The organism is Nocardia sp. CA-145437, from assembly GCF_050956485.1.
In the GTDB taxonomy this organism is placed as follows: Bacteria; Actinomycetota; Actinomycetes; order Mycobacteriales; family Mycobacteriaceae; genus Nocardia.
Genome location: NZ_CP191204.1, coordinates 4,651,477 through 4,674,811, shown reverse-complemented (window position 1 = coordinate 4,674,811; position 23,335 = coordinate 4,651,477). Strand labels below are relative to the sequence as shown.

General features: G+C 64.4%; 21 protein-coding genes and 1 tRNA gene. 8 read left to right on the top strand and 14 right to left on the bottom strand.

Annotated features, from left to right (window positions below):
* Positions 1-7 precede the first annotated feature (7 nt).
* The 8 genes from ACQPYY_RS21765 to ACQPYY_RS21730 form a co-directional block, all read right to left on the bottom strand.
* Positions 8-1,324, bottom strand: a complete 1,317-nt coding sequence (locus ACQPYY_RS21765) for a GH25 family lysozyme (protein ID WP_433590788.1) — start codon at positions 1,322-1,324, stop codon at positions 8-10.
* A gap of 354 nt (positions 1,325-1,678) precedes the next feature.
* A complete protein-coding gene (locus tag ACQPYY_RS21760) occupies positions 1,679-2,254 on the bottom strand; it encodes an NUDIX domain-containing protein (RefSeq protein ID WP_433590787.1) in 576 nt (191 codons plus the stop codon).
* A 34-nt stretch (positions 2,255-2,288) separates the two neighbouring features.
* Positions 2,289-2,816, bottom strand: coding sequence for an AAA family ATPase (locus ACQPYY_RS21755; protein ID WP_433590786.1), 528 nt, complete (start codon positions 2,814-2,816; stop codon positions 2,289-2,291).
* A 42-nt stretch (positions 2,817-2,858) separates the two neighbouring features.
* Positions 2,859-3,542, bottom strand: a complete 684-nt coding sequence (locus ACQPYY_RS21750) for a hypothetical protein (RefSeq protein ID WP_433590785.1) — start codon at positions 3,540-3,542, stop codon at positions 2,859-2,861.
* 260 nt (positions 3,543-3,802) lie between these two features.
* The gene (locus ACQPYY_RS21745) at positions 3,803-5,263 is read right to left on the bottom strand and encodes a hypothetical protein (RefSeq protein WP_433590784.1); all 1,461 of its coding nucleotides are present in this window, start codon (positions 5,261-5,263) and stop codon (positions 3,803-3,805) included.
* Complete coding sequence (locus tag ACQPYY_RS21740; RefSeq protein ID WP_433590783.1) at positions 5,256-6,269, bottom strand: hypothetical protein; 1,014 nt, start codon at positions 6,267-6,269, stop codon at positions 5,256-5,258. The genes ACQPYY_RS21745 and ACQPYY_RS21740 overlap by 8 nt, the downstream gene beginning before the upstream one ends.
* A gap of 386 nt (positions 6,270-6,655) precedes the next feature.
* Positions 6,656-7,294, bottom strand: coding sequence for a hypothetical protein (locus tag ACQPYY_RS21735; protein WP_433590782.1), 639 nt, complete (start codon positions 7,292-7,294; stop codon positions 6,656-6,658).
* Positions 7,295-7,763: 469 nt separating this feature from the next.
* Positions 7,764-8,921 carry a serine hydrolase domain-containing protein gene (locus ACQPYY_RS21730; protein WP_433590781.1) on the bottom strand — a complete coding sequence of 386 codons (1,158 nt, stop codon included), beginning with the start codon at positions 8,919-8,921 and terminating at the stop codon, positions 7,764-7,766.
* 414 nt (positions 8,922-9,335) lie between these two features.
* On the opposite strand from ACQPYY_RS21730, the gene ACQPYY_RS21725 reads away from it, so the two are divergent.
* Positions 9,336-10,190 carry a hypothetical protein gene (locus tag ACQPYY_RS21725; RefSeq protein WP_433590780.1) on the top strand — a complete coding sequence of 285 codons (855 nt, stop codon included), beginning with the start codon at positions 9,336-9,338 and terminating at the stop codon, positions 10,188-10,190.
* A gap of 101 nt (positions 10,191-10,291) precedes the next feature.
* Here the strand turns inward: ACQPYY_RS21725 and ACQPYY_RS21720 are convergent, their stop codons facing one another.
* Positions 10,292-10,462 carry a hypothetical protein gene (locus ACQPYY_RS21720; RefSeq protein WP_433590779.1) on the bottom strand — a complete coding sequence of 57 codons (171 nt, stop codon included), beginning with the start codon at positions 10,460-10,462 and terminating at the stop codon, positions 10,292-10,294.
* A gap of 898 nt (positions 10,463-11,360) precedes the next feature.
* On the opposite strand from ACQPYY_RS21720, the gene ACQPYY_RS21715 reads away from it, so the two are divergent.
* Entirely contained in the window at positions 11,361-12,005 is a 645-nt protein-coding gene (locus ACQPYY_RS21715; protein WP_433590778.1) for an MspA family porin, read from the top strand.
* Between the two features lie 57 nt (positions 12,006-12,062).
* Positions 12,063-12,206, top strand: a complete 144-nt coding sequence (locus ACQPYY_RS21710) for a DUF4253 domain-containing protein (RefSeq protein ID WP_433590777.1) — start codon at positions 12,063-12,065, stop codon at positions 12,204-12,206.
* A gap of 439 nt (positions 12,207-12,645) precedes the next feature.
* Here the strand turns inward: ACQPYY_RS21710 and ACQPYY_RS21705 are convergent.
* Positions 12,646-13,820, bottom strand: a protein-coding gene (locus ACQPYY_RS21705) for an IS3 family transposase (RefSeq protein WP_433590723.1) whose coding sequence is annotated in 2 segments (ribosomal slippage) — positions 12,646-13,556 and positions 13,556-13,820 — 1,176 coding nt in all. Because the reading frame shifts where the segments join, the coding sequence is not laid out codon by codon here.
* Positions 13,821-14,243: 423 nt separating this feature from the next.
* Here ACQPYY_RS21705 and ACQPYY_RS21700 point away from each other — a divergent pair.
* On the top strand, positions 14,244-14,966 hold the full coding sequence (locus ACQPYY_RS21700; protein ID WP_433590776.1) for a restriction endonuclease: 723 nt from the start codon (positions 14,244-14,246) through the stop codon (positions 14,964-14,966).
* Positions 14,967-15,581: 615 nt separating this feature from the next.
* Here the strand turns inward: ACQPYY_RS21700 and ACQPYY_RS21695 are convergent.
* Positions 15,582-16,712 (bottom strand): Fic family protein, encoded by a 1,131-nt coding sequence (locus ACQPYY_RS21695; protein WP_433590775.1) that lies wholly within the window; start codon positions 16,710-16,712, stop codon positions 15,582-15,584.
* A 1,072-nt stretch (positions 16,713-17,784) separates the two neighbouring features.
* Between ACQPYY_RS21695 and ACQPYY_RS21690 the strand changes: the two genes are divergently transcribed.
* Positions 17,785-18,168 carry a hypothetical protein gene (locus tag ACQPYY_RS21690; protein WP_433590774.1) on the top strand — a complete coding sequence of 128 codons (384 nt, stop codon included), beginning with the start codon at positions 17,785-17,787 and terminating at the stop codon, positions 18,166-18,168.
* A gap of 412 nt (positions 18,169-18,580) precedes the next feature.
* On the opposite strand, the gene ACQPYY_RS21685 is transcribed toward ACQPYY_RS21690, so the two are convergent.
* Positions 18,581-18,751, bottom strand: coding sequence for a hypothetical protein (locus ACQPYY_RS21685; RefSeq protein ID WP_433594808.1), 171 nt, complete (start codon positions 18,749-18,751; stop codon positions 18,581-18,583).
* On the opposite strand from ACQPYY_RS21685, the gene ACQPYY_RS21680 reads away from it, so the two are divergent.
* The gene (locus ACQPYY_RS21680; RefSeq protein WP_433590773.1) at positions 18,669-19,064 is read left to right on the top strand and encodes a tyrosine-type recombinase/integrase; all 396 of its coding nucleotides are present in this window, start codon (positions 18,669-18,671) and stop codon (positions 19,062-19,064) included. The two genes, ACQPYY_RS21685 and ACQPYY_RS21680, sit on opposite strands and share 83 nt — an antisense overlap.
* A 43-nt stretch (positions 19,065-19,107) precedes the next feature.
* Here the strand turns inward: ACQPYY_RS21680 and ACQPYY_RS21675 are convergent.
* A tRNA-Pro gene (locus ACQPYY_RS21675) sits at positions 19,108-19,181 on the bottom strand.
* Between the two features lie 123 nt (positions 19,182-19,304).
* Positions 19,305-19,982 carry a TetR family transcriptional regulator gene (locus tag ACQPYY_RS21670; protein ID WP_379104617.1) on the bottom strand — a complete coding sequence of 226 codons (678 nt, stop codon included), beginning with the start codon at positions 19,980-19,982 and terminating at the stop codon, positions 19,305-19,307.
* 71 nt (positions 19,983-20,053) lie between these two features.
* Here ACQPYY_RS21670 and ACQPYY_RS21665 point away from each other — a divergent pair, with 71 nt between their 5' ends.
* On the top strand, positions 20,054-21,382 hold the full coding sequence (locus ACQPYY_RS21665) for a lipase family protein (protein ID WP_433590772.1): 1,329 nt from the start codon (positions 20,054-20,056) through the stop codon (positions 21,380-21,382).
* A gap of 45 nt (positions 21,383-21,427) precedes the next feature.
* Entirely contained in the window at positions 21,428-23,017 is a 1,590-nt protein-coding gene (locus ACQPYY_RS21660) for a GMC oxidoreductase (protein WP_433590771.1), read from the top strand.
* Positions 23,018-23,335: the final 318 nt, after the last annotated feature.

The following is a 23,335-nucleotide window of genomic DNA, read 5'->3' as shown; positions in this document are numbered from 1 at the left end:
ATCCGAGCTACCGGACGGGCAGGTGCGCCCCGTCGGCATCCGGCACCATGATCGGCGAGGTAGCCGGTTGACGCCGTCCGGTCGGCCGGGAGCGCGCGACCGATACCGCCCGGGCGGCAGCCGCCGGCTGCGGTTCGCGACCGCACTTGCGGATGAGGTCGTAGAGGTCACCGTCGAATTTGTCGACGCAGCAGGTGTGCTGATTGCCGACCACCCCGTCGGAGGCGAATTGCAGAATGGTGGGCTTGCGACCGGACATCACGTTCCAGCCCGCCGCATGGTCACCGACGCCCTGGTATTGCTCCTTGAACGGGCGGGGCGCGCCGGAGCCGTTGTAATTGCTTGCCCAGATGTCGTAATCCCCGGTGAGCGAATCGCCGTACATCCAGAACGGGGTGTACCCGATGACGTACCCGGGAGCTCCCCGGTCGGCGAGCCGCTGCTTGGTGAGTTCCACCGCCTGCAGCACCTCGTCGGCGCTGGGCGGGCGCGGGGCATTCGTCGACTGTTCCGCGTCGACCTGCCAGATCCACGGCTTTTCCTTCCACCACGGCGTCTGCTCATCGACACAGCTCACCCAGAACTCGACCTGCTCCGCGATGTCTCCCGGCCACAGGAAGTGGTAGCTGCCGAGCACCGGGATCCCGGCGTCGCGCGCCCTTTCGAGCACCTCCTGGTAGTGCTGGGACCTCCAGTCGCTGCCTTCGCTGGTCTTGTAGATGAAGAACGAGATCCCGTCGGTGTGTGCGGCGACCATGTTCATGGGACCGCGGGCGAAGTCGTAGTCGGAGGCGTCCCAGCCCCAGACCGGTGCGGTATTGGCGACGGTAGTGGTGACGGAGGTGTCGGGCGTCCCGGTGATCTCGGGATGGACCCGGTCGGGCGCGGACCCGCCGGCGAGCTGTTCCAGCTGCGTCATCAGGTCGGCCGAGGTCGCCCAGTGGATGTGGTCGAAGTGGCCGATCGACGAGGGTGGGCCGTAGGGTCCGCCGCCGGGGAACTTCTGCTGATTCTTGACGTAGAACCCGTCATCGTCGGCGAACGGCGTCGAATGGATGAGCTCGACGGTGTAGTTCCAATACCTGTCGTACATCCACTTGGCGAAGTCCCGCATCTTGACGTCATCGCGATCGCAGCCGATATCGATGGCCGCCGTCGGCGAGCCGTCGTAGGACAACCCGTAGTGGTGCGATTGCAGGCCGTGATCGCCGTCCATGCCACTGGTGATCCGCAGCTCGTCCGCTCTCGGATAGGTCTCGAGAAACTTCACCATCCTCTTACCCAGAGGGCCGAGCACAACGCCCGGAAACTGTTGTATGGCCATGACTCTCTCCTCGGTACGGATGGTGTGAAAGACCGCGGAAATCAGGGCGATTTCCGCCGCTCACGGCGACCGATGTGCTGTGAGAATCAAAGAATTGCACCGGGATTCAGCACTGTAACGAGTGTTCTACTACGTGCCTTCCGCCCGATCCGGCCCGAAACCCCGGGCGACCGGCCAGCAAGCCCCCGCCGCATCAAACCGCGACCTAAGACACGCTGACGTCAGAGCAAGTAGTCCGCTACCTGCACCTAATGTCCTGTTCGATCCTGCCCACGATCGCGTCCAGCCCCCACGCGGCATCGATCCGGACTTCATCAGCGAAGGGGAGAGGCTGCCACCTGCGGTACCGCTCCGTCACGACAGGGCCTGCGACGGCAGAACACTGCCAAGCTTGCGGATGAATCGTGGAAGATGTGGATCCGTCGCGGGTAGCCGATCAGGATCCAGGTCCCACCATCGAGCCCCCTCGAACTCACCGGGATCGAGTGCGTAGGTGCGGGCGCGATCACCGCGGATCACGAACCAGAGCGATACATCGACATGCCCGGCCGTCAGGCCGACCGTGGTGGTCCGAGTCAGAAACAGCGGGTGCTCACCAACCACGTCGAACACGGGCTCGATCCCGAGCTCCTCGCCCGCCTCACGGCGCGCGGCATCCAGCGGATGTTCCTGCGGTTCAACATGTCCGCCCATCGGCAGATGCAGTCCCGCCATGCGGTGCAGTCCGAGGTAGACCCCACGCTTGCCTGGATCGACAAGGACGACATAGGCGACCAAATGAGGCGACGGCGTCGCAGGTTTGGCGCGCCGGAAGATGTCGTCCGTCGAACCCAGCCAGTTCAAAGTCGTTGCGATATGCCGCCGTTCGAGATCATCGAACGGCGACAGGTTCCCTACGATGTTCGAGACCACGGCGGTCGCGGGCTGCATGTCGGAGGACCATACACGGACGGCCCGACAGGCCTCATGCCCGTGGTGTCCGAGCAGCATCAGCTGCGATGCGCGCGGCGACTTGTCGTGGTTGCAGATCGGTAGTGTCGATAACGTGGGCCTCTCGGCGGTGCCAGGACCGCGCCGCGTCGTAGTCCCCGAGGTGCCCGAGGCGCCACGCGGAGTTCGGCATGATCGGGTCGGATTCGATGCGGCGCAGCAGCTCATCCCGTTCGGCGTGCAGGACGACATGCAGTAGCGGGATCCCGGCGCTGTCGAACCCCGCGCGGATCTCCTGCCAATATTGCTGTACAAGAACCGATTGGGGGATGACCAGAGTTCCGCCGACGTAATCGAGAATCTGCGCCGCAGCCGCGACGACGAGCCCGCGCCAGGGCTGCCAGTCCTGGAAGTCCCGAACCTTCTCGCTGGACAGGACATGCCGGAGCATGATTCCGACTTCCTCGGTATCGAAAACACGCGAGCCGGGCAGGAGCGCGATCAATTCCTTCGCGGCCGTGGTCTTTCCGGCACCGAATGCTCCGTTCAGCCAGATGATCATGGGGCCCAGCGTATTCGGGCGGCGCGGTGTGGGGCTGGATCGTCACCGCTTCTTCCGGCAGTACCAGGTGTAGGCATTGCCGGTTTCACGCAGTCCCGACACGGCGTTCGAGCCGTACTGGTGGCGGCACTGGTCGTCGATGTCGATGCCCCCGGCACTGGTTTTGCCGTGGACGCATTCCCAGGTGAAAGCGTTGTGCTCGTCGCGCACATGTGCTGTGGCGCCGTTGAATTTGCGGGCGCAGTAGTCGTTGAGGTTCAAACCGCCCAGGCTCGCATCGTTGCTCGGCGACTTCGAGTTCAGGCCGAGGTCGATCAGCGCCTCGACTGTGTTCTCGACACATCCGGCCGCGAAGATGACCGCGCCGGCACCGTACTTCATCCAACCCGGCGGGACCGCCTCGACGAGTTCGGCCTCCTTGACCAGCTCCAAGCTCCCGTGCACGGAACAGCCGACGATGAGATCGACGACCGGCTGCGGGAACGGCTGGGGTTCCTGCCCCGGGCCGATCCATTGCGGAATCCCCCAGACATCGCACCCATCGCCCTTGGGGCCGCCCTTGGGGCCGCCCTTGGGGACCATCGACTTCACCACGCAACTGCTGTGCAGGTAGGCGGCTTTCGTAGGTGCCGCGTGCGCGGGCACGCCGGTGAGTCCCAGCGCCGTGAACACCAAGACGAACGTCGCCAATGCGGCACGCAGAGCGCGTCGTGTCGGACCTGTCATCGATAAGCCCCGTTCTCGATACTCCCGAATATCCAGGGCCACCGACTCCCCGGACCGCGACTATGGTCGCTCTGCTGAGGGTAGCGGGGTCATTGCTCTTGCGATGGGGCCGAAAGTCACTGGGCTGGAACCTATTTCGTTAACTCGGCGAATGGCAAACGGGGCGGTCGGAGGTATTTGTATTGCCTGGTATTCGCCGTCGGACGGGGTGGTGTGGAGAGTCCAGGTTTCCCGGGCCGGGTCGGCGATCAGATTTCTCGCTAGTCGAGGAAGTAGGCGTCGACCTTCTCCGCGGTATCCAGAACCTCATCCGAAGCCACGCCGAGTGCCGCTGCTAGCTCAACCGATCCGACGAGAGCGACCTGCACGTCAGGCGAGAATGCCCGTTCGAGCAGTCCGAGATAGTCCGACATGCTCTGGTCCAACTTTTCCAGAATCCCCTGGTACTCGGTGGCGAGTTGCTCGTCGAGCGCGCGCTGTTCGTCGAGGTAGCGCTCGATCAGCGCCGCCTCCCGCTTCGTCAACGACGATGCGACGGCCTTGTACATCACAATGCCGACCGTGTTGCCGATGACGGCACCGAGGATTGGAATGGGGATGGTTGCCTGGCCGACAGAAGCGGACAGCGCGCGGACGGCGGCCTCCAAGGCGACGAGCTCGGAGGTTTCGATGAACTCCAGTTCGTCGATCTCGTTGCGGCGGAGCTTGTTCGCTTGCTCGGCGATGCTGAAGGACGCGGTGACGATCGAGCTGGCGACGGCTGCGGAGGTAGCGGTGAAGTTCGTGAGCGCGTAGATGCTCAATCCTCGGACGCCGCCCTCGCCGAAACCCAGCCCGGTCTCGCCTGCGATGTCGAGCCAGTCCTGCCCGGTGAACTCATTGAGCCTCTTACCTTCCCGACGCTTGGTGAACACGGCCAGTACGAAAGCTGTCCCGCCCGCTGTCACGGCAGCTGTGAGTGCGACCGTGCCCCCTTCACGCAGCGTCGGCCGGCTCTGCTGGTGGGCAGCGTCGCGCAGAGACCGGTCCGTGGCGCGGAGCGAGTCCTTTTCCGCCGCCATGGTCGAGGCGTAGACATCGCGTTGAACTTCGTCGTACCTGAGCGTCGAGGGTTCGAGCGATTCGATGCTGACTGATTCGGCTTGGAAGAACGCCTGGACTCGCTGCCAGTCCCTGAGGGAAGGTCCGTCGCCGCTGCGTGACAGCAGCTTGCTCGCATCCTCGGGCGACAAGGCGTGCAGCCGCTGGATCACCTCGAAGTGATCACTGGGGATCTGGTACTTCCCACCGTTGTTCACGTATTCGGGATACTTCTGGAGGTGCTCGGCGATCGCCCCCAGTGAGAAGCGCCCGCCCGCCGCGACGAACTTCTGCTGGATCTCGATACTTCCGCGCATCAGGTCGACCGGTCCGTTGTCGTTCACCCACTGGTAGTCGGCCTCCTGGCCGATGATCAGCTGTCGGGCGTTGCCGATTCCGACCTCGGCGATCTCGGCGATGAAGCCGTGCATGCCATGCTGTCCGCCGCGGTTGGCGGCGACCACCTCGAGGTCGATCTTCCTGACGGCTTCATCGACGCTGGTGAGCGCGTCCCGAAGGTGCTCGTCCTGTTGGCTGAGCGCGCCTAGAAGGTTGTCGATGCGGAGCTGGTTGAGATAGCTCACCCAGGATGCGACTGCCTGCTCCTGTGTGTTCGTGGCGAACTCAGCAGGATCACTCACTGTTGGCGCCCTGTTCGATGCGCAGGCTCAGCATTGTCGCGCACGATTTCGTGTTGTTCACCAACGCGGCGAGAGTCGACCGCTCGGCAGGGGCGAGCGCGTGGAAATCGGCGCGGTAGTGCATCAATGCTTCGCCGTAACTCTTTACCAGCCCTTCGCGGAGCGAGGTCGTCCGCTGGAGGAGGTCGTCGATCTGAGCATCCATGCCTTTGACGAGGGTGGTGTTGCGCTTTATCGCAGTCAGCGCTTCGTGCTTCGCCTCTCGATTCTCGAACTTCTTCTTCGTGAACAGGGCGATCGACGCGAGTAGGGTTGCGCCCGCGATAGTCCAGCCGATCGGGCCGGCCAGCGCGAGCAATGTGGTGCCTGCCGCAGTGCCGCCGCCGCCTGCGGCCAGCGCGCCTCCACCTAGCCACGCCAGTGCTGCCTGGCTGGCTGCAGCCCCGGAAAGGGTCGAGATCGCGGTCCCGGTCGACGCCGTCCCGAAGGTGGTGGCGACCCACATCGCCGCCGACGGTGCCAGGCCCGCTACCGCGGTGCCCGCCGCGAACCCGGCGCCGGCGCCGGCAACCGACACCCGCGCCGCTTCCAGCTCTTTCTGAGCGAATTCCTCCGCGTGCACGAAACGCTTTCTGTGCACCTCGATCTCGTGGAAGTCGGTATCGAATGACTTCGGGGTGTTGGCGATGCTGTTCACCAACTGCTCGACCAGCTCGATCAGGTCCGTCGAACGCTCGCGCTGACGCAACAGAGACAAGCCCCGGTCAGCCATCGCGGTGAAGACGCCGTTGTATTCGGCTACGGCCATCTCGTAGGGGTCCGGCTTCTTCACAGTCAGCTTCTCGACCCTGCCTTTGGCAGCGTCCTTGACGTTGCCGACCTGCCCGACGAACTGCGTTGAAGCGGTTCGCGCGGCCTTGCCGATACCGTCGACGGTCCTCCCGATGCCCTCCTTGGCGTTCCCTACGCTGAGCTTGGCGTTGTCTACGTCGACCTGTTCTTCCATCGCACCCTCCAAGACCATTGCGGCTCAACTACGTAACGGAGAATATCGACCACACGTGACCAGGCGTTGTCCGCCACAGCGAGTACCGTGTGGCCACCAAATGTCCCCTGCTCTGCCCTGTTGACGCCCCGCGAGTTGTGCGAGAAAGGGCTGACACGACTTGTTGGACACCAATATTCTTCGACACGTTTTCTCGACACATGGTCGGTTCGAGTGACCTGGGTGTTACTCGCAGCGATAAGTGGCGGCGTTTCGCGTCTTCAGGTGGCGCCGATAACCAGTGTGCTGCGGGCGGTTTCGATGACGTCGGCGGTAGTGCCGAATAGCATGTGGCAGAAACTCCCCGATCAGACCTCAGTTCCTGGCCAGCAGGCTGATCGTCGAGTTCACCGGGCTCGCTCGTACTTCGGGCCGTTGCAACGTTCGAGCCACCACCATCCGCCCGCCAACTCCATGGTGGGGCACAAGGGAATTCCGAATCCGTTGTACGGCCCCGGCTCCGGAGTGCCGACGAAGTGCCCGTAACCGTAGGTGTACTCGAAGACGTCGACGTAGTCGGCGGCGTACCGGACCGGTGCTCCATTGCTGTAACCGAGGTTCGCGATCCGGCAGTTCGGCGCCACGACGCACAAATGACTCGGTAGCTCTACACCGTAGAGAGCACCTTCGCCGTGCTCGGGTACCTCCACCGTGGCCGCCGCGGCGAACGCGGGATACTCGAGCCAGAACCGCGCCCACCCGCTGGCCTTGGTATCGACGAACAGGAACAGCGACCCGCCGACACCGACGACCGCCAGTGCCGCGGTGGCCACCGCCAGCCCCCTGGAACCACTGCGGGTGATACGCCGCAGCAACACCACGAACACGATGGCCAGGATCAGATAACCGAAGGCGAACAACGGCAGGTACAGCACCCAGATCCAGTGCAAGAAGAACTCGGCGTGCAGTGTCACGTAAATCGAAACCATGACCAACGCGGCGGCCACTCCCAGCCCCAGAACCGAACTGCGCTTTTCAGACGGCATCCTGGAAACCTATCCGGACGGTGTGCAGAATCCGCGGGAGAAATGTGCGGATTCCGTGTGCCTCCCGGCGCGACCCGTCACCCATACCGTCACCCTCCCCGCATCGGTGAACATCCGGGTTCGGCCGTCCCGCGTCTGCGCATCGGGCACGCGCGTAGCCCAGAAATCGTTCCCATGGCGTCGTCGAATCCGCCCGCAGCACCCTCGTCATCGGCGCCGCCTGACAACGCGAAAGACCGTTATCTCTCGGCGTGAGTCACAGCCTCGGCTTCCGAACCACACCGCGCCGAGGTGTCGCGGGTGGTGTAAATCGACCATTTTCCATGCATGCCCGTGAGGTCCAGATCCGCGAACGGCATCCCGCTGGTGATCGAGCTGCGGTAGCCCGCACCAAGGTGATCCGGCTGCCCGGATTATCCGGGATCGTGGGGCTTTTCACGGTGCTGGTCGAATCCACAGGCCGGCCCGATCAGGCGATCGCACAGCCGACGGCGGCGGCCGCTGCGGAGAACTGATCGGTGGTTTGCGAGGTGTTGACGCTCAGCGTCGCGGCGGTCCCGTGCGGTGTGGCGACGGCCAGGGTGCTGAATCCGGGGATTCCGCCGGCATGCCCCCAGACATCCTTCATGTCCTTGCCATCCTGACCACAGGGCAGGCGCAGCCGGATCAGGCCGAGCCCGTAGTTCATCTCTCCGGACTGCTCCATCGCGACGGTCTGCTCCATCTGCGTGAGTTGTGCTGCGGGAAGCAGCTTTCCGGTGATCAGGGCAAGGAAGAACTGGTTCAGATCGGCGCCGGTGGAGATGAGGGCGCCGGCGGCGCCCGCCCACGCCGCCTCGGTGTCGGTGGCATCGACCCAGTTGACGTCGACCTTGCGATAGCCCAGCGGGTGCGGATCCCGGATGGTGGTGTCGCCGGCCGCGGGGAAGTAAGTGTCGTGCAGCGCTAGGGGTTCGAGGATGCGACTGCCGATCTCGACGGCGAGGGTTCGCCCGGTGAGCTTCTCGATCATCATGCCCAGCAGCACGTAATTGGTGTTCGTGTACTCGAACCGCGCCCCCGGCTCGAACTGTGGTGGCATGCTCATCGCGATCCCCACCAGATCCGCCGGTGCCAGATCCCGATACGCCTTGCCGTCACTGGTCTGATCGAGCTGCTGCGGCAACTTGCTCGAGGGATCCTCGGGCGCGAAGTCCGCCAGTCCGCTCCTGTGCTGCAGCAGCTGCCGCACGCTGATGCGGTCGCCGTCATTGCCGTTGCCCTGCACGACGCCCGGTAGATAGCGTGAGATCGGCGCGTCGAGGTCGACCTTGTTCTCGGCGGCGAGCTGCAACACCACCGTGGCCACGAAAGTCTTTGTGACACTGCCGATCCGGAAATGTGCGCCCTCCGCGTAGGGCGCTCCGGTGGCCACGTCTCCCGCCCCCGCGGTCACGACCTGCCGCCCGCCGGGGCCTTCGAGAACCACCTGTGCCCCGGGCATCCCGGAACGCACCGCCGCTGTCACCGCATCGGACACCCGCTCGACCGCTGGCGACCGACCCACGGTTTCACCCGCCCCACTCCCGCACCCGGCCACCACCACCGCCGCGACCACCAAGCCACACCGGAACCCATTCGCACCCATGCGTCCACTCTAAGGACGACCCTCTTCCCGCCCATCCGGCAAAACCCGGAATTCTGTACTCGGGGTGCGAGGTCCAGATCCGCGAAAAGTCGCGCGAAGCTCTCGCGGCCGTTTTGCGGCTGGTGACTCGTTCCTGAAGGGCCGGTTCTGCGATGAACTCTGTTGTGGCACATGGATATAGCGGAGCCGATCTCCATCGTTCAGCGATGGACACGCCGGGCGGCGTAGCATCCGCCGAAAATCGGGCGGATATCCGCGCGGTCACCATAGGCGCTGGTCCGGCGAACTTCGTGGCGGAACAAATTTGAGGTGGCCATCGCGTCGCCTCGGTGTGCACCGGAAGTGCGGTGCCCGGCCTCACGCCTGTCCGATTCTTCAAAGACGCCACGCTCACCGCCGCCTAGCCTCCGGTTCATGAGTATCGACCTGGAAGCTGCTCGACAGTTCATCGAATCCGGCGCCCGTGTCCTGGAACGCCACCAGCTCGCCGTCCTTCTCGACAACGGGCCCGTCGAGCCCGTGCTGACCGCGCTCGCGGCGTATCAGAACGACGACGGTGGGTTCGGCCATGCCCTGGAGCCCGACGTGCGGTGCCCTGGCAGCCAACCGGCCGCGGCAGTGGTGGCCCTCGACATCCTCGCCGACGTCAACGCCACCCGCGCCCCCATGGTTACCGGGATCGCCGACTGGATCGCCACCATCGCCCACCCCGACGGCGGTATCCCCACCGTGCTGCCCTCGGCAGACGGCCACCCCCGCACACCCTGGATGACACCGAGCCCGGATGCGGGCTTCCTCACCTACGCCCTCGCGGCCGGACTGTGGCGACTCGGCGCTCAGCATTCGTGGCTCGACACCGCGACGACCTGGTGCTGGAACCAGATCGAGGCGATCGACGAACCGGTCGGCTACACCGTCAAATTCGCCTTGCAGTTTCTCGACGCAGTCCCCGACCCCGCCCGCGCCGCCGCGGCCATCGAGCTGCTGCGTCCGGCGATCCGCGAGGACGGCACGGTGCCCGTCGAGGGTGGAATCGAGAACGAGCACATCAAACCTCTCGACCTTTCACCCCGACCCGACGCACCGAGCCGGGCCCTGTTCGACGACTCCACGATTACCGCCGAACTGCAGCGACTCGAACAGGAACAACTCGACGACGGCGGCTGGGACTTCGACTTCCTGCACTACTTCGCCGGCCAGACCGTGGAATGGCGCGGTCTGACCACCCTGGCCGCCATCCGAACCCTGCGCGAGCACCGACGGATCTGACCCGCACCACAACAGCTGCTTCGACATCTGCATCATCGAGGACGACGACGCCCGAGGACGTCGTCAGCGATCGTTTACCGGGCACGCCCGTTCGGTCCCGGCTATCGAAGCCGGTGCCGCCCGGCCGTCGAGATCGGTATGGCGGGAAGTACATCGGTGGGTGCATCCAGCGCGAGGTGCAGGTGAGTGCAGAAGGCGTCGATGCTGTCGTAGCGAGTGAGAACCTCTTCGAGTAGCCGGTGACCGGCTGTCGCTTCGATCGTGTCGCTCACTTCTGTCCCCTCTCGGAAGTGCTGCCGCTGGTCTGGACTGGCGTTGTCCGGCATTCTGCACGCTGTCCTCGCCCACGGGGCAGCTTCTACGCAGCTATCTATGACTTTCTGTGCCGATAGCACTCTCGATTTGTGTCAGCAGGCGAGGAATCGACCTGATCGGACTTCGGCGGCCAGTACCGTCCGACGAAGGGCGGGATGATCGGGGACACGCGGCGGCGCTCGGGTTCGGTTACTCCGCCGCGACCGTTTCGCCTCGTCCGCCGGGTGGATCGCTCAGACTCCCGATCCACCCGGCCCCGCCCCGCCATTACCGGTGAAAGACCGGCATGAGAATTCACCCGCCTGGGCTTTTCGCCGACCGGCATCCGGCGTGAGCAGTCCAGGCAGAGATTCGCTAAGGGGTTGCCTAGCCCGGGCTTCTGGCACGAAAGGTCATACCTCTCAGCACTGTTGCGACGTCTTTCCCGTCTACAGTGGTCGTCGTCTCCGAGTGCTGGGGGTTCGCCCGGAGATGATGGGGGTAGGTGTCTCGACTCTGCCGGTCCCCAACGCACATCCCAGCGTTCGGCAATCGAGACCCCTACGCCATCCCAGATTCCTCGCGTGCAGGCGACACCACTCAGCGCGCGCTCCCCCTTTTTTGCTGCGAATCGGGACCTGGCCGCCGATCGGATTCCTGCACCGCCACCGGGCGGTTCTCCGTCTCGGTGAATCAACAAGGGAGGCGGCTTCGGTGTCGATGCCCGTCGGTGTCGACGCGGCGTGGTGGACACGCCTTGCTGTATCACCGCCTGGACGGTGGCGCCGTCTAGGCTTGCCAAGCGGTAACCCTCCGTGTGGGCATGCCCAATGCGTTGCCGAGTTGCCCATCGCCGCGAACCGGAAGGCTCCAGGCATGCGACGTTCGTTCACCGGCGCCGTGGTCGCTACGGTCGCGGCGAATCTGGCCGGAGTGGGCTTGTGGGCTGGCGCCGGACTCGGTCGCGCTCAGCCGCCCGGCACGGATGCCTCCGGTGGGGGAGTCCATGTGACGGCGTCGGTCGACAGCATCGAGGCGAGCCCGCCTGGTGACCGGACACCGAACGTCCTCATGACGTTCTCGCATGCCGCGCAGATATCCGGTGATTACTCGGTCACCGTGGACGGCGGCCCGATCACCTCCGGTGAGGCGGTCGCGGGATTCATCCTCGGCTGCGGGATCAGTGTGGACGGCGGCTTCGACGCCGATATCGGCGCCTATCAACAGCTGGGCGCGAGTACTCCCGTTGGGGTCATCGCGCCCGGTGTCATCGGGAATCTGGGTGTGGCCGAAGGCGTATTCGCGAACTTGGGACCCGGCCAGGTCACTATCGCGAGAACCGAGACGGTCCGCCTGGGTGCCACCACGACGTTCCCGCTTCGCATCGCGTTCAATAATGCCGCGCTCAATGTCGCCCAATGTGCCTCGCCGGTGTCGGCCGTCCCGTTCGTCACCACCACGGTGAGCACCCGCGTGGGACTCGCGCAGACCACCGCCTACGGCGACCCGTTCACCTTCTGAATCGGTGGCCCGGTTGGAGTTGTAATCGTTCGCGCCGCACAGTGTCTCGTTGAAGGCGTGTGGGGCCCCAGTGGCGCGCATGCCCTACGCCTTGTCATCGAACATCAAGCGTTGTGCCCGGACAACGTCGCTGACGACACCCTCGGTACTTGCGCAGATACGCTGATCAACCGACACAATTGGCAATTCTGTTGGGACTGAGCACTCGATGAAATTCGTTGGGGAAGAACAAACTCCAGAGTGCGGTGCCCGCGATCTTCACGTCCGATGTGGTGGCGAGGGGTCGCGTCCGCGAGCCGGACCCGAAATGCGATCTCCTGGATGATGTTCCGGTGTTCGGGTCGTTGGGGTGGATACCACGATCACGTCGCCTTGCGCGTCCGCGCGAAATCCTTCGGGTACGTCCATGCCGGCCGCTACATCCACGAGCTGGCGGTGCAGGCTCATCGAGATTCCTCGTTCTCGGTCGCCGTAGCAATGATGGCTGGCAACGGCTACTCAGATACGAGTAGAGCCGGTCCGAAGACCGGCTCTACTGTTCTGTCGGGCTGACAGGATTTGAACCTGCGACCACCTGACCCCCAGTCAAAAGTAGGTACTGAAGGGCTGGAATGTTCTCGGACAGTGAGGGTTTGATTTCTCAGGCTGTTTTGTTCCGTGCGAACCAGGCGGACTCTACTTCGTTCGGCGTGCGGTAGTCAATCGCGGAGTGGAGTCGAATCTGGTTGTACCGTAACTCGATATAGGCGGTGATGTCACGGCGGGCGTGTTCGCGGGTCCGATAGTGGGTGCGGTGGACGCGTTCGTTTTTCAGGGTGGCGTTGAACGACTCGGCCCAGGCATTGTCGAAACAGGTTCCGGTGCGTCCCACGGAATGTCGGAGGCCGAGTTTCCGAACGGCTCGACGGAATTCGGTGGACAGGTATTGGGTGCCGCGGTCGCTGTGGAAGATGGTGTCCCCGGCTCGGATCGGGAGATTTCGTGCCGCCATGTTCAGGGCTTCGACAACGAGTTCGGTCTGCATGTGGTCGGCCATGGCGTAGCCGACTACTTTCCTGGAATAGCAATCCAGGACGGTGGCCAGATAAAGCCAGCCCTGGCGGGTGCGGATGTAGGTGATGTCGCCGACCAGTTTGCGGGCCGGCGCGGTGGCGGTGAAATCACGGCGAACCAGATCCGGGTGGCCGAGCTGGTCGGCGGCAAACGGTGGTGGGGGCCGGAACGGGCGCGGCTGACAGGCAACCAACCCCAGTTCACGCATGATTTTCCGGATCGTATCCGGGTCTGCCGATACCTTCCGGCGGGCCAGCGCGGCGTGGACACGTCGATACCCGTAGGTGCCGTCGGAATGGGTGAAACACGACCGGACCTCGACCTTCAACCTCTCCCGGTGGCGGTCGGTGGCCGAGGGCGCCCGGTGACGCCAGGCGTAATAGCCCGACCGCGACACCCCGGCCCACCGGCACATGTCAGCGATCGCGTGATGGCCTTCTTCGGAAGCGACGAACGCATATTTCGCCGCTACAGGTACTTCTTCGCGAAGAAGGCCACTGATTTTCCCAGAAACTCGTTCTCCTCCCGCAGTTTCCGGTTCTCCTCCTCCAACACCCGCAACCGCGACCGCTCATCGGTCGACAAATCCGACCCGGTCTCACCGCTCTCGACCCGGAAGGCGTGAACCCAATTCCGGATCGTCTGCTCGGTCACCCCGCAATCACGCGCCACATCGCCGAACGACCGCCCCTTGTCCAGCACCTCCCGAGCAGCCGACTCCCGGAACTCCGGGCTGAACTTCCGCGATTTCCTCTGCGCCACAAGCCACTCCGTTCAGTCACCCAATCCTAGATTGGGACACTGTCCGAAGAACATCAGGCACCTCAGTACCCGATAAGGACATTTGGTGCACGGAGCGCTCGTTGGGCTCGCGCGCATAATGATCATACCGGCTGCTTATAAGTGGTGCGAGCAGATCGGGTGGCCCACGATCGGACTGTGGAACCCTTGGCGGCGGCGGGCTTTGGTCCACAATTGGTCCATGACAAACCGGGCGACTTCAAGCAGGCTTGGTCAAGCCCAGGGGCGCGGGGTAGTGCATCGCCGATCGTGTAGGTTGCCCGCTTCATCGGAGGTCATGAGCGGGCGGTGCGACCGACGTCAGCAACCGGATGGGGATCTTGTCGGTGGCTGTGGCCATACTGTCCGACACGCGCTTCTCTCGACCCGACGGGACGGAATCCGATGGCACGCATTCGCAAGATCACTCCAGGCGTATTCAGAGTCGCCGCGCACGATCCGGACAAGGGCGTGGACTGCGAGTACCAGATCATTACGGATATCAACGGGGACAAGCTGATTCACCTGTCCTCATTTGGATCCAAGGACCGGCTCGGTGGGCCCAAGAGCACGCAGTCCCTGCAGTTCGACAGGAACGCTGCGACACAAATGCTGCAGATTCTCTTGGAAGCCGAGGATCTCGTCAAACTGCCGATCAATTGGAAGCAGATCAACCCGGATCAGTTCGAGCAGCTGCTGGTTCGTCGCCTCAGCATCTCGGGGTGCTACACACGGATCACTCGATCGATGAACGTCAATGCGCCGGACGGAGGCCGCGACATCGAGGCATACCTGTGCTACTCCGACAACGTGGATAGTGAATGGCAGGAGCGAGTTGTCGTGCAGGCCAAGCACTCTCCCGGCCGAAGCGTCGGCACCTCAGTCATTACAGACCTCGTTCACGCGCAGCTGCCCTTATGGGAGGGAGAGCCTGTCAGGCACCTCATCGTGGCAACGTCGGGGTCTTTCACGCTCAACGCCGTTCGGTGGGCCGATGACCACAACGCCAAGGGGGCTCGGCCGCGCATCGCGTTGTGGTCATCGTCTGAGCTCGAAGCCTTCCTGCAACGGTGGCCAACGATCGCTGCCGAGTTCGGACTAATCGACAGTCCAGATGCCCAACCGTGACGACTATTCACGGCGGACGGCGGGGGGAGCTGCCACTATGCAGACCTAAGGTCGTCGATTCGAGGGGACAACGAGGTGTGACGACGGAGCAGCCCTGTGTGTGCGGGCGGACCTCCGATACCGCCTGGGGCTGGGTCGTGTTCGGCGTACCCCCACGTGCGTGGCGGAGGACGTTCGGTACGGCCGCAGGAGATCACCAACACCGGGGCGCAAGCGGCGAATTTGATTGAGCTGGAGGCGGTGTAGCGGCGCTCCAGATTCCGCCTACGCGGTGGAATCTGGAGCGGATGATCAGTCCAGCGTGCTCGAACGCGAACTGGCCAAGGGCACTGTCGCCCATGGCTGGCTCGATCAGGAGCCGCCTGGCGGCGGAAGCCCACGAGATGGGTGCGATCGTGTGCCCAGCCCGCAGCCATCCCTGATTTCCTCTCCCGAACCGGTTCCTTCTGCGGAACCGTCGCCGGATCCGGTTATCTATGCGGGATCTGCGGAGGGAGAGCGGCGGGCGACGTACTCTGGTTTGCTCGGATTCAGTGCGTTCTGGCTGTCTCAGCCGTTTCAACAGGTTGGACCTGTTCGCCTTGCGGAATATTGAGTCGACGACGGTGAGGCCCGCTAGTAGGGGTTTTCGAGAGAGGTTGGGGTGCTTGCGATTTTCAATGCTTGTGCGGGGTATGCCGGCCCAGCGGTGTAGAAGCGGGCGCGGGTCTTGCCGACAGGTTCGAGTACTTGGAGTGCGACGAGGTCGCGTAGATCGCGTTGTGCTTGTTGCAGGCTCAGGCCTTCGGACTGTTCGTAGCGGGTTCGCCGGACTCGGCCGGACATCGCGACGTCATGCAGCGCGCTGATGACGCGTTCGTCCAGGCGTATTCCCGCGACGTATTCCTCGAGGGTTGCCCACACTGTTTCGGATCGCACCCAACGGGCGTGCACGGTTTGGGCTTGTTGGTGGTAGGCGGTCAGGTTGAACCGGATCCATTCGGACACATCCTGATCCGGTCGGTAGGTGCTGCCGCGGCGGCCGAGCACCTGGTAGTACTCCCAGGTGTTGCCGGGGCGACCGAGCCAGGCCTCGATGGACGAGAACTCCGGTGCGAGTACGCCTTCCCTGGCGATCATCAGGGTCTGCAATGATCGAGACATGCGGCCGTTGCCATCGGCCCAGGGGTGGATCGATACCAAGTGCAGGTGCGCCATCGCCGCACGCACGAGTGGATGTATGCCGTCGTCGGTATTGAGCCAATCGACCAGTTCTCCTGTCAATGCTGGTACCTGATCGGCATCAGGGGCGGTGTAGGCAGCGATGCTTGGGTCGCGGGCGTCGGTGACGTATACGGGACCTGGTCGCCATTGCCCCGCCGGGCGACGTTCAGCGTGTCGGTGCCCTTGGAGCATCCAATGCAGCGCATTGAGGAAGCCCTTGCTGTATGCGAAGTCATCGACATCGTTCAGGGTCTGGATGTAGGTCATCATCCGCTCGTAAGCGAGTGTCTCGGCCTTGTTCTCCTCCGAAACCTCGACGTCCCGTTCGCCCGCGATCAGGTCTTCAACGTCAACAGTCGAGACTTTGAACCCTTCGATGGAGTTCGACGCGGCAACGGAGTCCGCAGTGAGGAACTTACGGAGCCCGCCTGCCCATTTACCAGGCTTGGCCTGCACCTCGTGGCGCAACTGCTCGCGCATCCGGTCCACGTCAGCCAAGACACGGGCATCGGCGGCGCTTAGCGCGGGCGTGGGAAACAACATGAACCAACAATATGGTGACGTATTCATTGCGTCAAGCGCACTGGGGGTGTACGTCGACGGTTCTCGCGAGGTTGCAACGTCGTTTGTGGACCAATCGCGGACCGGGATTGGTCCACAAACGGTCCATAATTCGTTCACATCCATGGGCCGGTTCTTGGAAGCTCAAGCGGCACTTGGTGTTTCATTCCTGGCACCACTTGACAGTGGGTCAAGGCGTTTCGAGTGGAGAATGCCCGGGTCGGGGCGATTTGAATCGGTTCAGAATTGGCGATTCAACAGAAGTTTTTGGCTGAAAAACAGGTCAGATCCGGCTCGAAAACCGGATCTGACCTGCAATCTGTCGGGCTGACAGGATTTGAACCTGCGACCACTTGAGTCCCAGTCAAATGTTGGTACCCGATAAGGACATTCGGTGCACGCAATACTCGTTGTTCTGGCGTGCGCATCGCACATACCCGCTGGCTGCGGGTGGTGTGGGTTGATCGGGTGGTCCGCACTCGGTCCGCATAGGATCGTTGAAATCGGGGGCGCTGGTCCAGGATTGGTCCACAGAACCGGGGCGGAATCGATGCAATCGAATCTGCGGCGTGGGGTGATTCCCGAATGCATTTTCCGGTGCGAATCGGAGGCTCTGGTTCGTGTCTGCCTTGATGTGATGTCGAGCGAATCGAGGGGGCGTACCGTTTGCGCAGCAAACGGGTAGGTCGGGTCGGAGTTGGGTGCCGCGTTGTCTTTGCTTGCGCCGCAGTCCTGGTGGGCTGGGTTTCCGGTGGTGTCGCGGCCGATGAGACGCCGGGTTCGGTGATGGTGGTCGTGGTGCCCTGCGGGGTCTGCGCGCTGGTAGAGGTGACGTTGACGAACACGTCGACCTTTGATCTTGCGGTTGTCGGTTCGGTGTGCGTGCCCCCTTAACTCAGGGCGCAGCGGCGGTATCACCGAGTCACTTGCGAACGATAGTGTTCGTTGACCGGGGTTTCCGGGTGAAGGATGGAGTGGCTACGTGAGTGGAGGAAGCATGCTGGGCCGTAGAATTGGCTGGGGCGCACAGTGTTTGGTGGCATCGGGTGCGGCTGTGGCTTTGAGTGCCGCGCCGGCCTCGGCGGCCGAGGTGATCGACCTGGGAATCGGGTTCAGCAACGGAACCCTCTTCGTCGGCGGAACCTACGCTTTGAGCGCGACGGCTACCGGCGGCGCCATGGGATCGGTGGCGATGTTGCCTTTCGTTCCCGGCGGTGTGGTGTTCGAGGACAACGGGGTCTGTGTCGGTTCGGCCAAGCCGTCGTACTCGAGTCTCGCGTCCGTGGACTGGACCCCGAGTGTTGTCGGTGAGCACACTCTCACCGCCACCTACGAGGGCAGCCGAAAGACCATTGTCGTCAACGTGGTGCCGCTCGCGGACGGTACGACGAGCGTACCCGCGAAGCCGGGCAACTGCGCGGGTACCGGTAGCGCGTAGCTCCCGGCGCGCTAGGACTCTGATCGGTTCCCGCTCCCCGACGGGTGCGGGCAGCGGGAACCGTGCCCGAACGATCCATTGCACGACAGCGCGGTCGATCATGCCGCTGGTGATGATCGGTGGCGGCAGGTGTCCCAATGTCGGTACGACGCGTTTGCGCCAGCCGGACAGGTAGGGATCCTTGGTTTTTCCTTCGATTCCGGCCAGTGCGAGGTCCATGTTGTCGGTCCCGTACTGCTGCAGGCTCGTGCACGCGAGCACTGGGTCGATATCGCGTGCGGCGAGCCGTTTGAGCCTGTCGATCCAATTCTGGGCTTGGGCTTGGGCTTCGGTTTCGAACACTTCCGATTTCGACAGCCGTGCGTGGGTATGCGGATCAGGCCAGCGGATGCGAGCCTCACGGTGAGATCGGCTACTCCGTGGACGGAACGATATGGCGGGCGGCTAGATACACCTCGAGATCGTGCTCGGGGTACTTCGCGACGCGTTCGGAGATCTGGATGAAACCCGGTCCCTCCAATGGCTGGCCGCGCCGCCACCGCCGCAGGGTGGAGGCGTCGACGCCGCGGCTGCGCGATGCCACACATTGGGATGATGTGGTGGCGCGGTTGGGGTTCGAGCCTCTCCGGCGGCACGATCTGAGGCACACCGGGCTGACCTGGTTCGCGGATGCCGGAGTGCCGCTGCATCGGCTTCAACGAATCGCCGGGCACACCGATCCTCGGATAGCCCAGCGATATCTGCATCCGAACATCAGGGCTCTGCAAGGCGACAGCGAGCTGTTGGCACGCTACCTGGCGCACGGGGGTCCCAGATATCCGAGCTACTGGCCCTCATGGGACCGGATTATCCGCGTGCGGAACCGAGTGGCCCCAAATCTGCGGGTGATTGAATAACGGAAGATCCCCTCCGACCGAGGTCGGAGGGGATCTTCTTACGTCGGGCTGACAGGATTTGAACCTGCGACCACCTGACCCCCAGTCAGGTGCGCTACCAAGCTGCGCCACAGCCCGTTGCATTTGCTCTCGCTCGTGCTCGACGAGATTACCTCACTACCCCCCTGAACATCCAAATCGGCTGGTTATCGGCGTGTGGGTGGGGTTGCTGGGGGTTGCGGGGGGAGGGGTGGGGTGGGCTCAGGGTTGTTCTGGCGCAGGGGAATCCGTGGGGGTGCGGACGAAGGGGGCGGCTACGTCGGGGGAGAGGGGGTAGGGGGTGGTGGCTTCGCGGCGGGTGAGGGCTTCGGCAGCTTCGGGTTCGTTGTTGGTGGTGAGGCGGTGGATGGCTCGTTCGAGGATGGGGAGGACTTCGGGGACCTGGAGGGTGCCGTCGGCGCATTGGGCGAGGAGGGATGAGGTGAGGTTGGCGAGGATGACGGCGATGTCCTCGAGGTAGCGGGGGGTGGCGCCGGCGAGGACGGCGGCGGCGATGGGGAAGACGGCGTCGAGGCCGTGATTGTCGAGGCGGTGGCGGGCGGGGCCGGTGCGGGCGCGGTGGTAGGCGGTGAGCATGGTGGGGTGGCGTTCCCACGGGTCGAAGACGTGGCGCATCACCCGGAGCAGGCCGTCGCGGAGGGGTTCGCCGGGGGGTGGGGGTTCCATCGGGAGGTAGGTGTTGTCTTCCATCCAGGCTTCGATGGCGGAAACCAGCAGGTCATCGCGGGTGGGGAAGAACTTGTAGATGGTGGTGAGGGAGACGCGGGCGCGACGGGCCACCTCGCGGAGCTGGACGGCGTCGTGGCCTTCGGACTCCAGGAGGGTGCGTACCTCGAGGAGGATTCGTGCCCGTATTACCTCTTCCGTCTCCTTGGCCATGCCGCTACAGTAACGCCGTTACTCGAGTAACCCGGTTACTCGGGGTGTGACTTCCGTGGAGAAAGAGCACTATGCCTCGTCAGCAGTACTCGCCCGTCCCGGCTGCCCGGCGGCCGATCAGCTACGTCAAAGTCGCCGTCGCGGCCCTCTCGGTCGTGGCCGGTTGCGCCGCGGTGACGCCCGCCGCGGCCGAACCAGTGAGCGACTTCTATTACCCGCCACAGCAATTCGATTCGGCTCCCGGCGCGGTGATCAAGACCGAGGGCATGTCGGTGCTGCCCGCGCTGCCCGCCGCCGACGGGACCTGGCCGCTGGCGGCGCAGCGGGTCATGTACACCTCCCGCACCCAGAACGACACGCCCGTCGCCGTGACCGGCACGTTCATCGATTCCAGCCGCCCGTGGCAGGGGCAGGGCCCGCGCCCGACGGTGCTGATCGCGCCGGGCACGGTCGGACAGGGTGACCAGTGCGCGCTGTCGCTGGCCTTCCCGACCGGCATGTACGCGAGCCTGACCCCGCCGACCTTCTCGGCGAACCAGGAGGTGCTGGCCGCGTTCGCCTGGAACGCGCTCGGCGCGCGGGTCTTCGTCACCGACTACATCGGGATGGGCACGCCCGGCATCCACACCTACGCGAACCGGATCGAGGAGGCGCACGCCGTGCTCGATGCCGCCCGCGCCGCGAACCGGCTCGCGGGCACCGGGGCGGACACGCCGCTCGCGTTCTGGGGGTACTCGCAGGGCGGCGGAGCGAGCGCGGCCGCCGCCGAGATGCAGCCGAGCTACGCGCCGGAACTGAACCTGAAGGGCGCCTGGGCGGGCGCGCCGACCGCGGATCTGTCGGCGATCCTGGACCGGATCGAGGGCAGTCTGATCGGTGGCGCGGTCGGGTTCGCGCTCAACGGCTTCCTGGACCGGTACCCGGACCTACGACCCGAATTCAATTCTCGGGTGACGCCCGCCGGGCAGGGTCTGCTCGATGAACTGTCGAACGCGTGCATCGGCGATGTGATCGCGCTGCATCCGTTCCTGCGCACCAACGCCTTCACCGTCGATCAGCGGCCGCTCGTCGACCACATGCGCGAAATCCCGTCGATCCAGGACATTCTGCGGCAGCAGCGGATCGGATCGCTGACCCCGGCCGCCCCGGTGCTGATCACCAGCGGCGTCAATGACGACACCGTCCCCTACGGTCAGGCCAAGCAGTTGGCGAGCGATTGGTGCGCCGCGGGTGCGACGGTCAGCTTCCGCACCAACGAATTGCCGCCCATCCTGTCGGGTGCGACGATTCCCAATCACTTCGGACCGGAATTGATCGACGGTTTCGGCACCAACAATGCGATCGGCTATCTGATGGACCGGCTCAACGGCACACCGCTCTCGGGTTGCGCCTTCGCCTGAGAATTCCCGCCGCCGTTCCCTTCTCGCCGATCACCTAGGTGTCCCATGTCTGAAATCTCGCGTCGCTCCCTGCTGTCCGGAGTCGCCGCCACCGCCGCCCTGCTCGCGAGCGCACCCGCCGCCCGCGCGGGCATCGCCGCCCGGATCAACCGGGTCGAGCTCACCCGGGAGGAGCATCGGGTCATCGTCATCGGCTCGGGGTTCGGCGGCGGGGTGACCGCGCTGCGCCTGGCCGAGGCCGGGGTGCCGGTGCTGCTGCTGGAGCGCGGTATGCGGTGGCCGACCGGTCCGAACGCCACCACGTTCCCCAATGCCACCGCACCGGACAAGCGGATGCTGTGGCATCGGTCGAGTCCCGAATTGTTCGGCAGGCCGGTCGCTTTCGACAAGTACACCGGTTTGGTGGAGGCGGTGCCCGGCGAGAACATGACGGCCTTGTGCGCGGCCGGACTGGGCGGCGGATCGCTGGTGTACCAGGGCATGTCGTTGCAGCCGACCGAGGCGGTGTTCAGTACTCATTTCCCCGGTGGGCTGGACTGGGCGGAGCTCGACACCGTCCACTACCCCCGTGTCGCACGCATGCTGGGCTTGGCCGTCGCACCCGACGAACTCGTCGAGACGCCGAACTACAAGGCGGCCCGGGTTTTCGCCGAGCACGCCCGCGATGCGGGGCTGCCCGTGTCGAAGATCCCCATGCCCATCGACTGGAATTACGCGCTCGCCGAACTGCGCGGCGAGATGGCAGCCTCCTACACCAACGGGGCCGGTTCACTCGGCGTCAACAATGGCGGCAAGCACACCGTCGACGTCACCTACGTGGCCGCCGCCGAGGCCACCGGCCGGGTCACCGTGCGAACCCTGCACGAGGTCACCGATATCGAGCGCGCGCCCGACGGCCGCTGGACCGTGCACGTGAACCGTACCGACACCGCCGGCACGGTGCTGGAGAACAAGATCCTCACCACCGATGCCCTGGTGTTGTCGGCGGGCAGCCTCAATACGACCCGCCTGCTGGTGCGCGCGGCCGCCAAGGGGCAGATCCCCGATCTGCCCGACCAGCTCGGCCGCGGCTGGGGCACCAATGCCGACCGCATCTACGTCTGGACCGCCCCCACCGAGGAATTCGGCCTCGCGCAGGGCGGCCCCGTCGTCTACGGCAGCCTGAACTGGGACGACCCGGACGGCGCGCACACCGTCATCCAGGCCTCCATCCCGCCGTTGTCGGTGGACGCGCACAGCACCATGATGGTCGGCTACGGCGTCAGCGCCGGCCGGGGCGAATTCCGCTACGACTCCGCCGCCGACGCCGCGACCCTGCACTGGCCCGCCGACGGCGACGCCACCATCCAGAACAACCACATCGGCCCCGCCGTCCAGCGCATCGCCGACCCGTCGAGCACCCTGCTCGACACCAACCTCGCGTTCCCCTCCACGTGGCACCCTCTCGGCGGCGCGAGTATGGGCGCGGTCTGCGACCTGGACGGCCGGGTCCTCGGCCAGTCCGGCCTCTATGTCCTCGACGGCGCCCTCATGCCCGGCAATACCGCGGCCTGTAATCCGTCGATGACGATCGCCGCCCTCGCCGAGCGCGCCCTGGATCGACTGGTGAAAACCGATGTGGGGCACGTGATCTGACGGTCGAACGGGTCATTCCCGAAGCCTCACTATCGATGGTGCGCTGTTTTGGAATGGAGAGAATTACGGACCACCGCCGCGTCGGAAACTTTCCACCCGCGATTCGATAAGTGGTCTACTTGACGCACCCCAACGACGGGGAACTCAAACATCCACGCCGACAATCGGAGTCGAGCATGTTCCGCATACCGATCGAGGGCCATGAAGCGGTGACCATCATGACGAGCGCGTACGCGCGGGACGTGTTGCGGGTACACGAGGGGTGCTCGATGTCAGTGTGCGCCAGGAAACGTCAGGCAATTGCCGTGATCAATGCGG

What these genes read in the sequence shown, in the direction of transcription:
- ACQPYY_RS21680 (WP_433590773.1), top strand. Translation starts at nt 18,669, where the DNA reads ATGAAACCCGGTCCCTCCAATGGCTGGCCGCGCCGCCACCGCCGCAGG.
- ACQPYY_RS21750 (WP_433590785.1), bottom strand. Translation starts at nt 3,542, where the DNA reads ATGACAGGTCCGACACGACGCGCTCTGCGTGCCGCATTGGCGACGTTC.
- ACQPYY_RS21735 (WP_433590782.1), bottom strand. Translation starts at nt 7,294, where the DNA reads ATGCCGTCTGAAAAGCGCAGTTCGGTTCTGGGGCTGGGAGTGGCCGCC.
- ACQPYY_RS21715 (WP_433590778.1), top strand. Translation starts at nt 11,361, where the DNA reads ATGCGACGTTCGTTCACCGGCGCCGTGGTCGCTACGGTCGCGGCGAAT.
- ACQPYY_RS21670 (WP_379104617.1), bottom strand. Translation starts at nt 19,982, where the DNA reads ATGGCCAAGGAGACGGAAGAGGTAATACGGGCACGAATCCTCCTCGAG.
- ACQPYY_RS21660 (WP_433590771.1), top strand. Translation starts at nt 21,428, where the DNA reads ATGTCTGAAATCTCGCGTCGCTCCCTGCTGTCCGGAGTCGCCGCCACC.
- ACQPYY_RS21700 (WP_433590776.1), top strand. Translation starts at nt 14,244, where the DNA reads ATGGCACGCATTCGCAAGATCACTCCAGGCGTATTCAGAGTCGCCGCG.
- ACQPYY_RS21695 (WP_433590775.1), bottom strand. Translation starts at nt 16,712, where the DNA reads ATGTTGTTTCCCACGCCCGCGCTAAGCGCCGCCGATGCCCGTGTCTTG.
- ACQPYY_RS21760 (WP_433590787.1), bottom strand. Translation starts at nt 2,254, where the DNA reads ATGCAGCCCGCGACCGCCGTGGTCTCGAACATCGTAGGGAACCTGTCG.
- ACQPYY_RS21755 (WP_433590786.1), bottom strand. Translation starts at nt 2,816, where the DNA reads ATGATCATCTGGCTGAACGGAGCATTCGGTGCCGGAAAGACCACGGCC.
- ACQPYY_RS21740 (WP_433590783.1), bottom strand. Translation starts at nt 6,269, where the DNA reads ATGGAAGAACAGGTCGACGTAGACAACGCCAAGCTCAGCGTAGGGAAC.
- ACQPYY_RS21730 (WP_433590781.1), bottom strand. Translation starts at nt 8,921, where the DNA reads ATGGGTGCGAATGGGTTCCGGTGTGGCTTGGTGGTCGCGGCGGTGGTG.
- ACQPYY_RS21765 (WP_433590788.1), bottom strand. Translation starts at nt 1,324, where the DNA reads ATGGCCATACAACAGTTTCCGGGCGTTGTGCTCGGCCCTCTGGGTAAG.
- ACQPYY_RS21665 (WP_433590772.1), top strand. Translation starts at nt 20,054, where the DNA reads ATGCCTCGTCAGCAGTACTCGCCCGTCCCGGCTGCCCGGCGGCCGATC.
- ACQPYY_RS21725 (WP_433590780.1), top strand. Translation starts at nt 9,336, where the DNA reads ATGAGTATCGACCTGGAAGCTGCTCGACAGTTCATCGAATCCGGCGCC.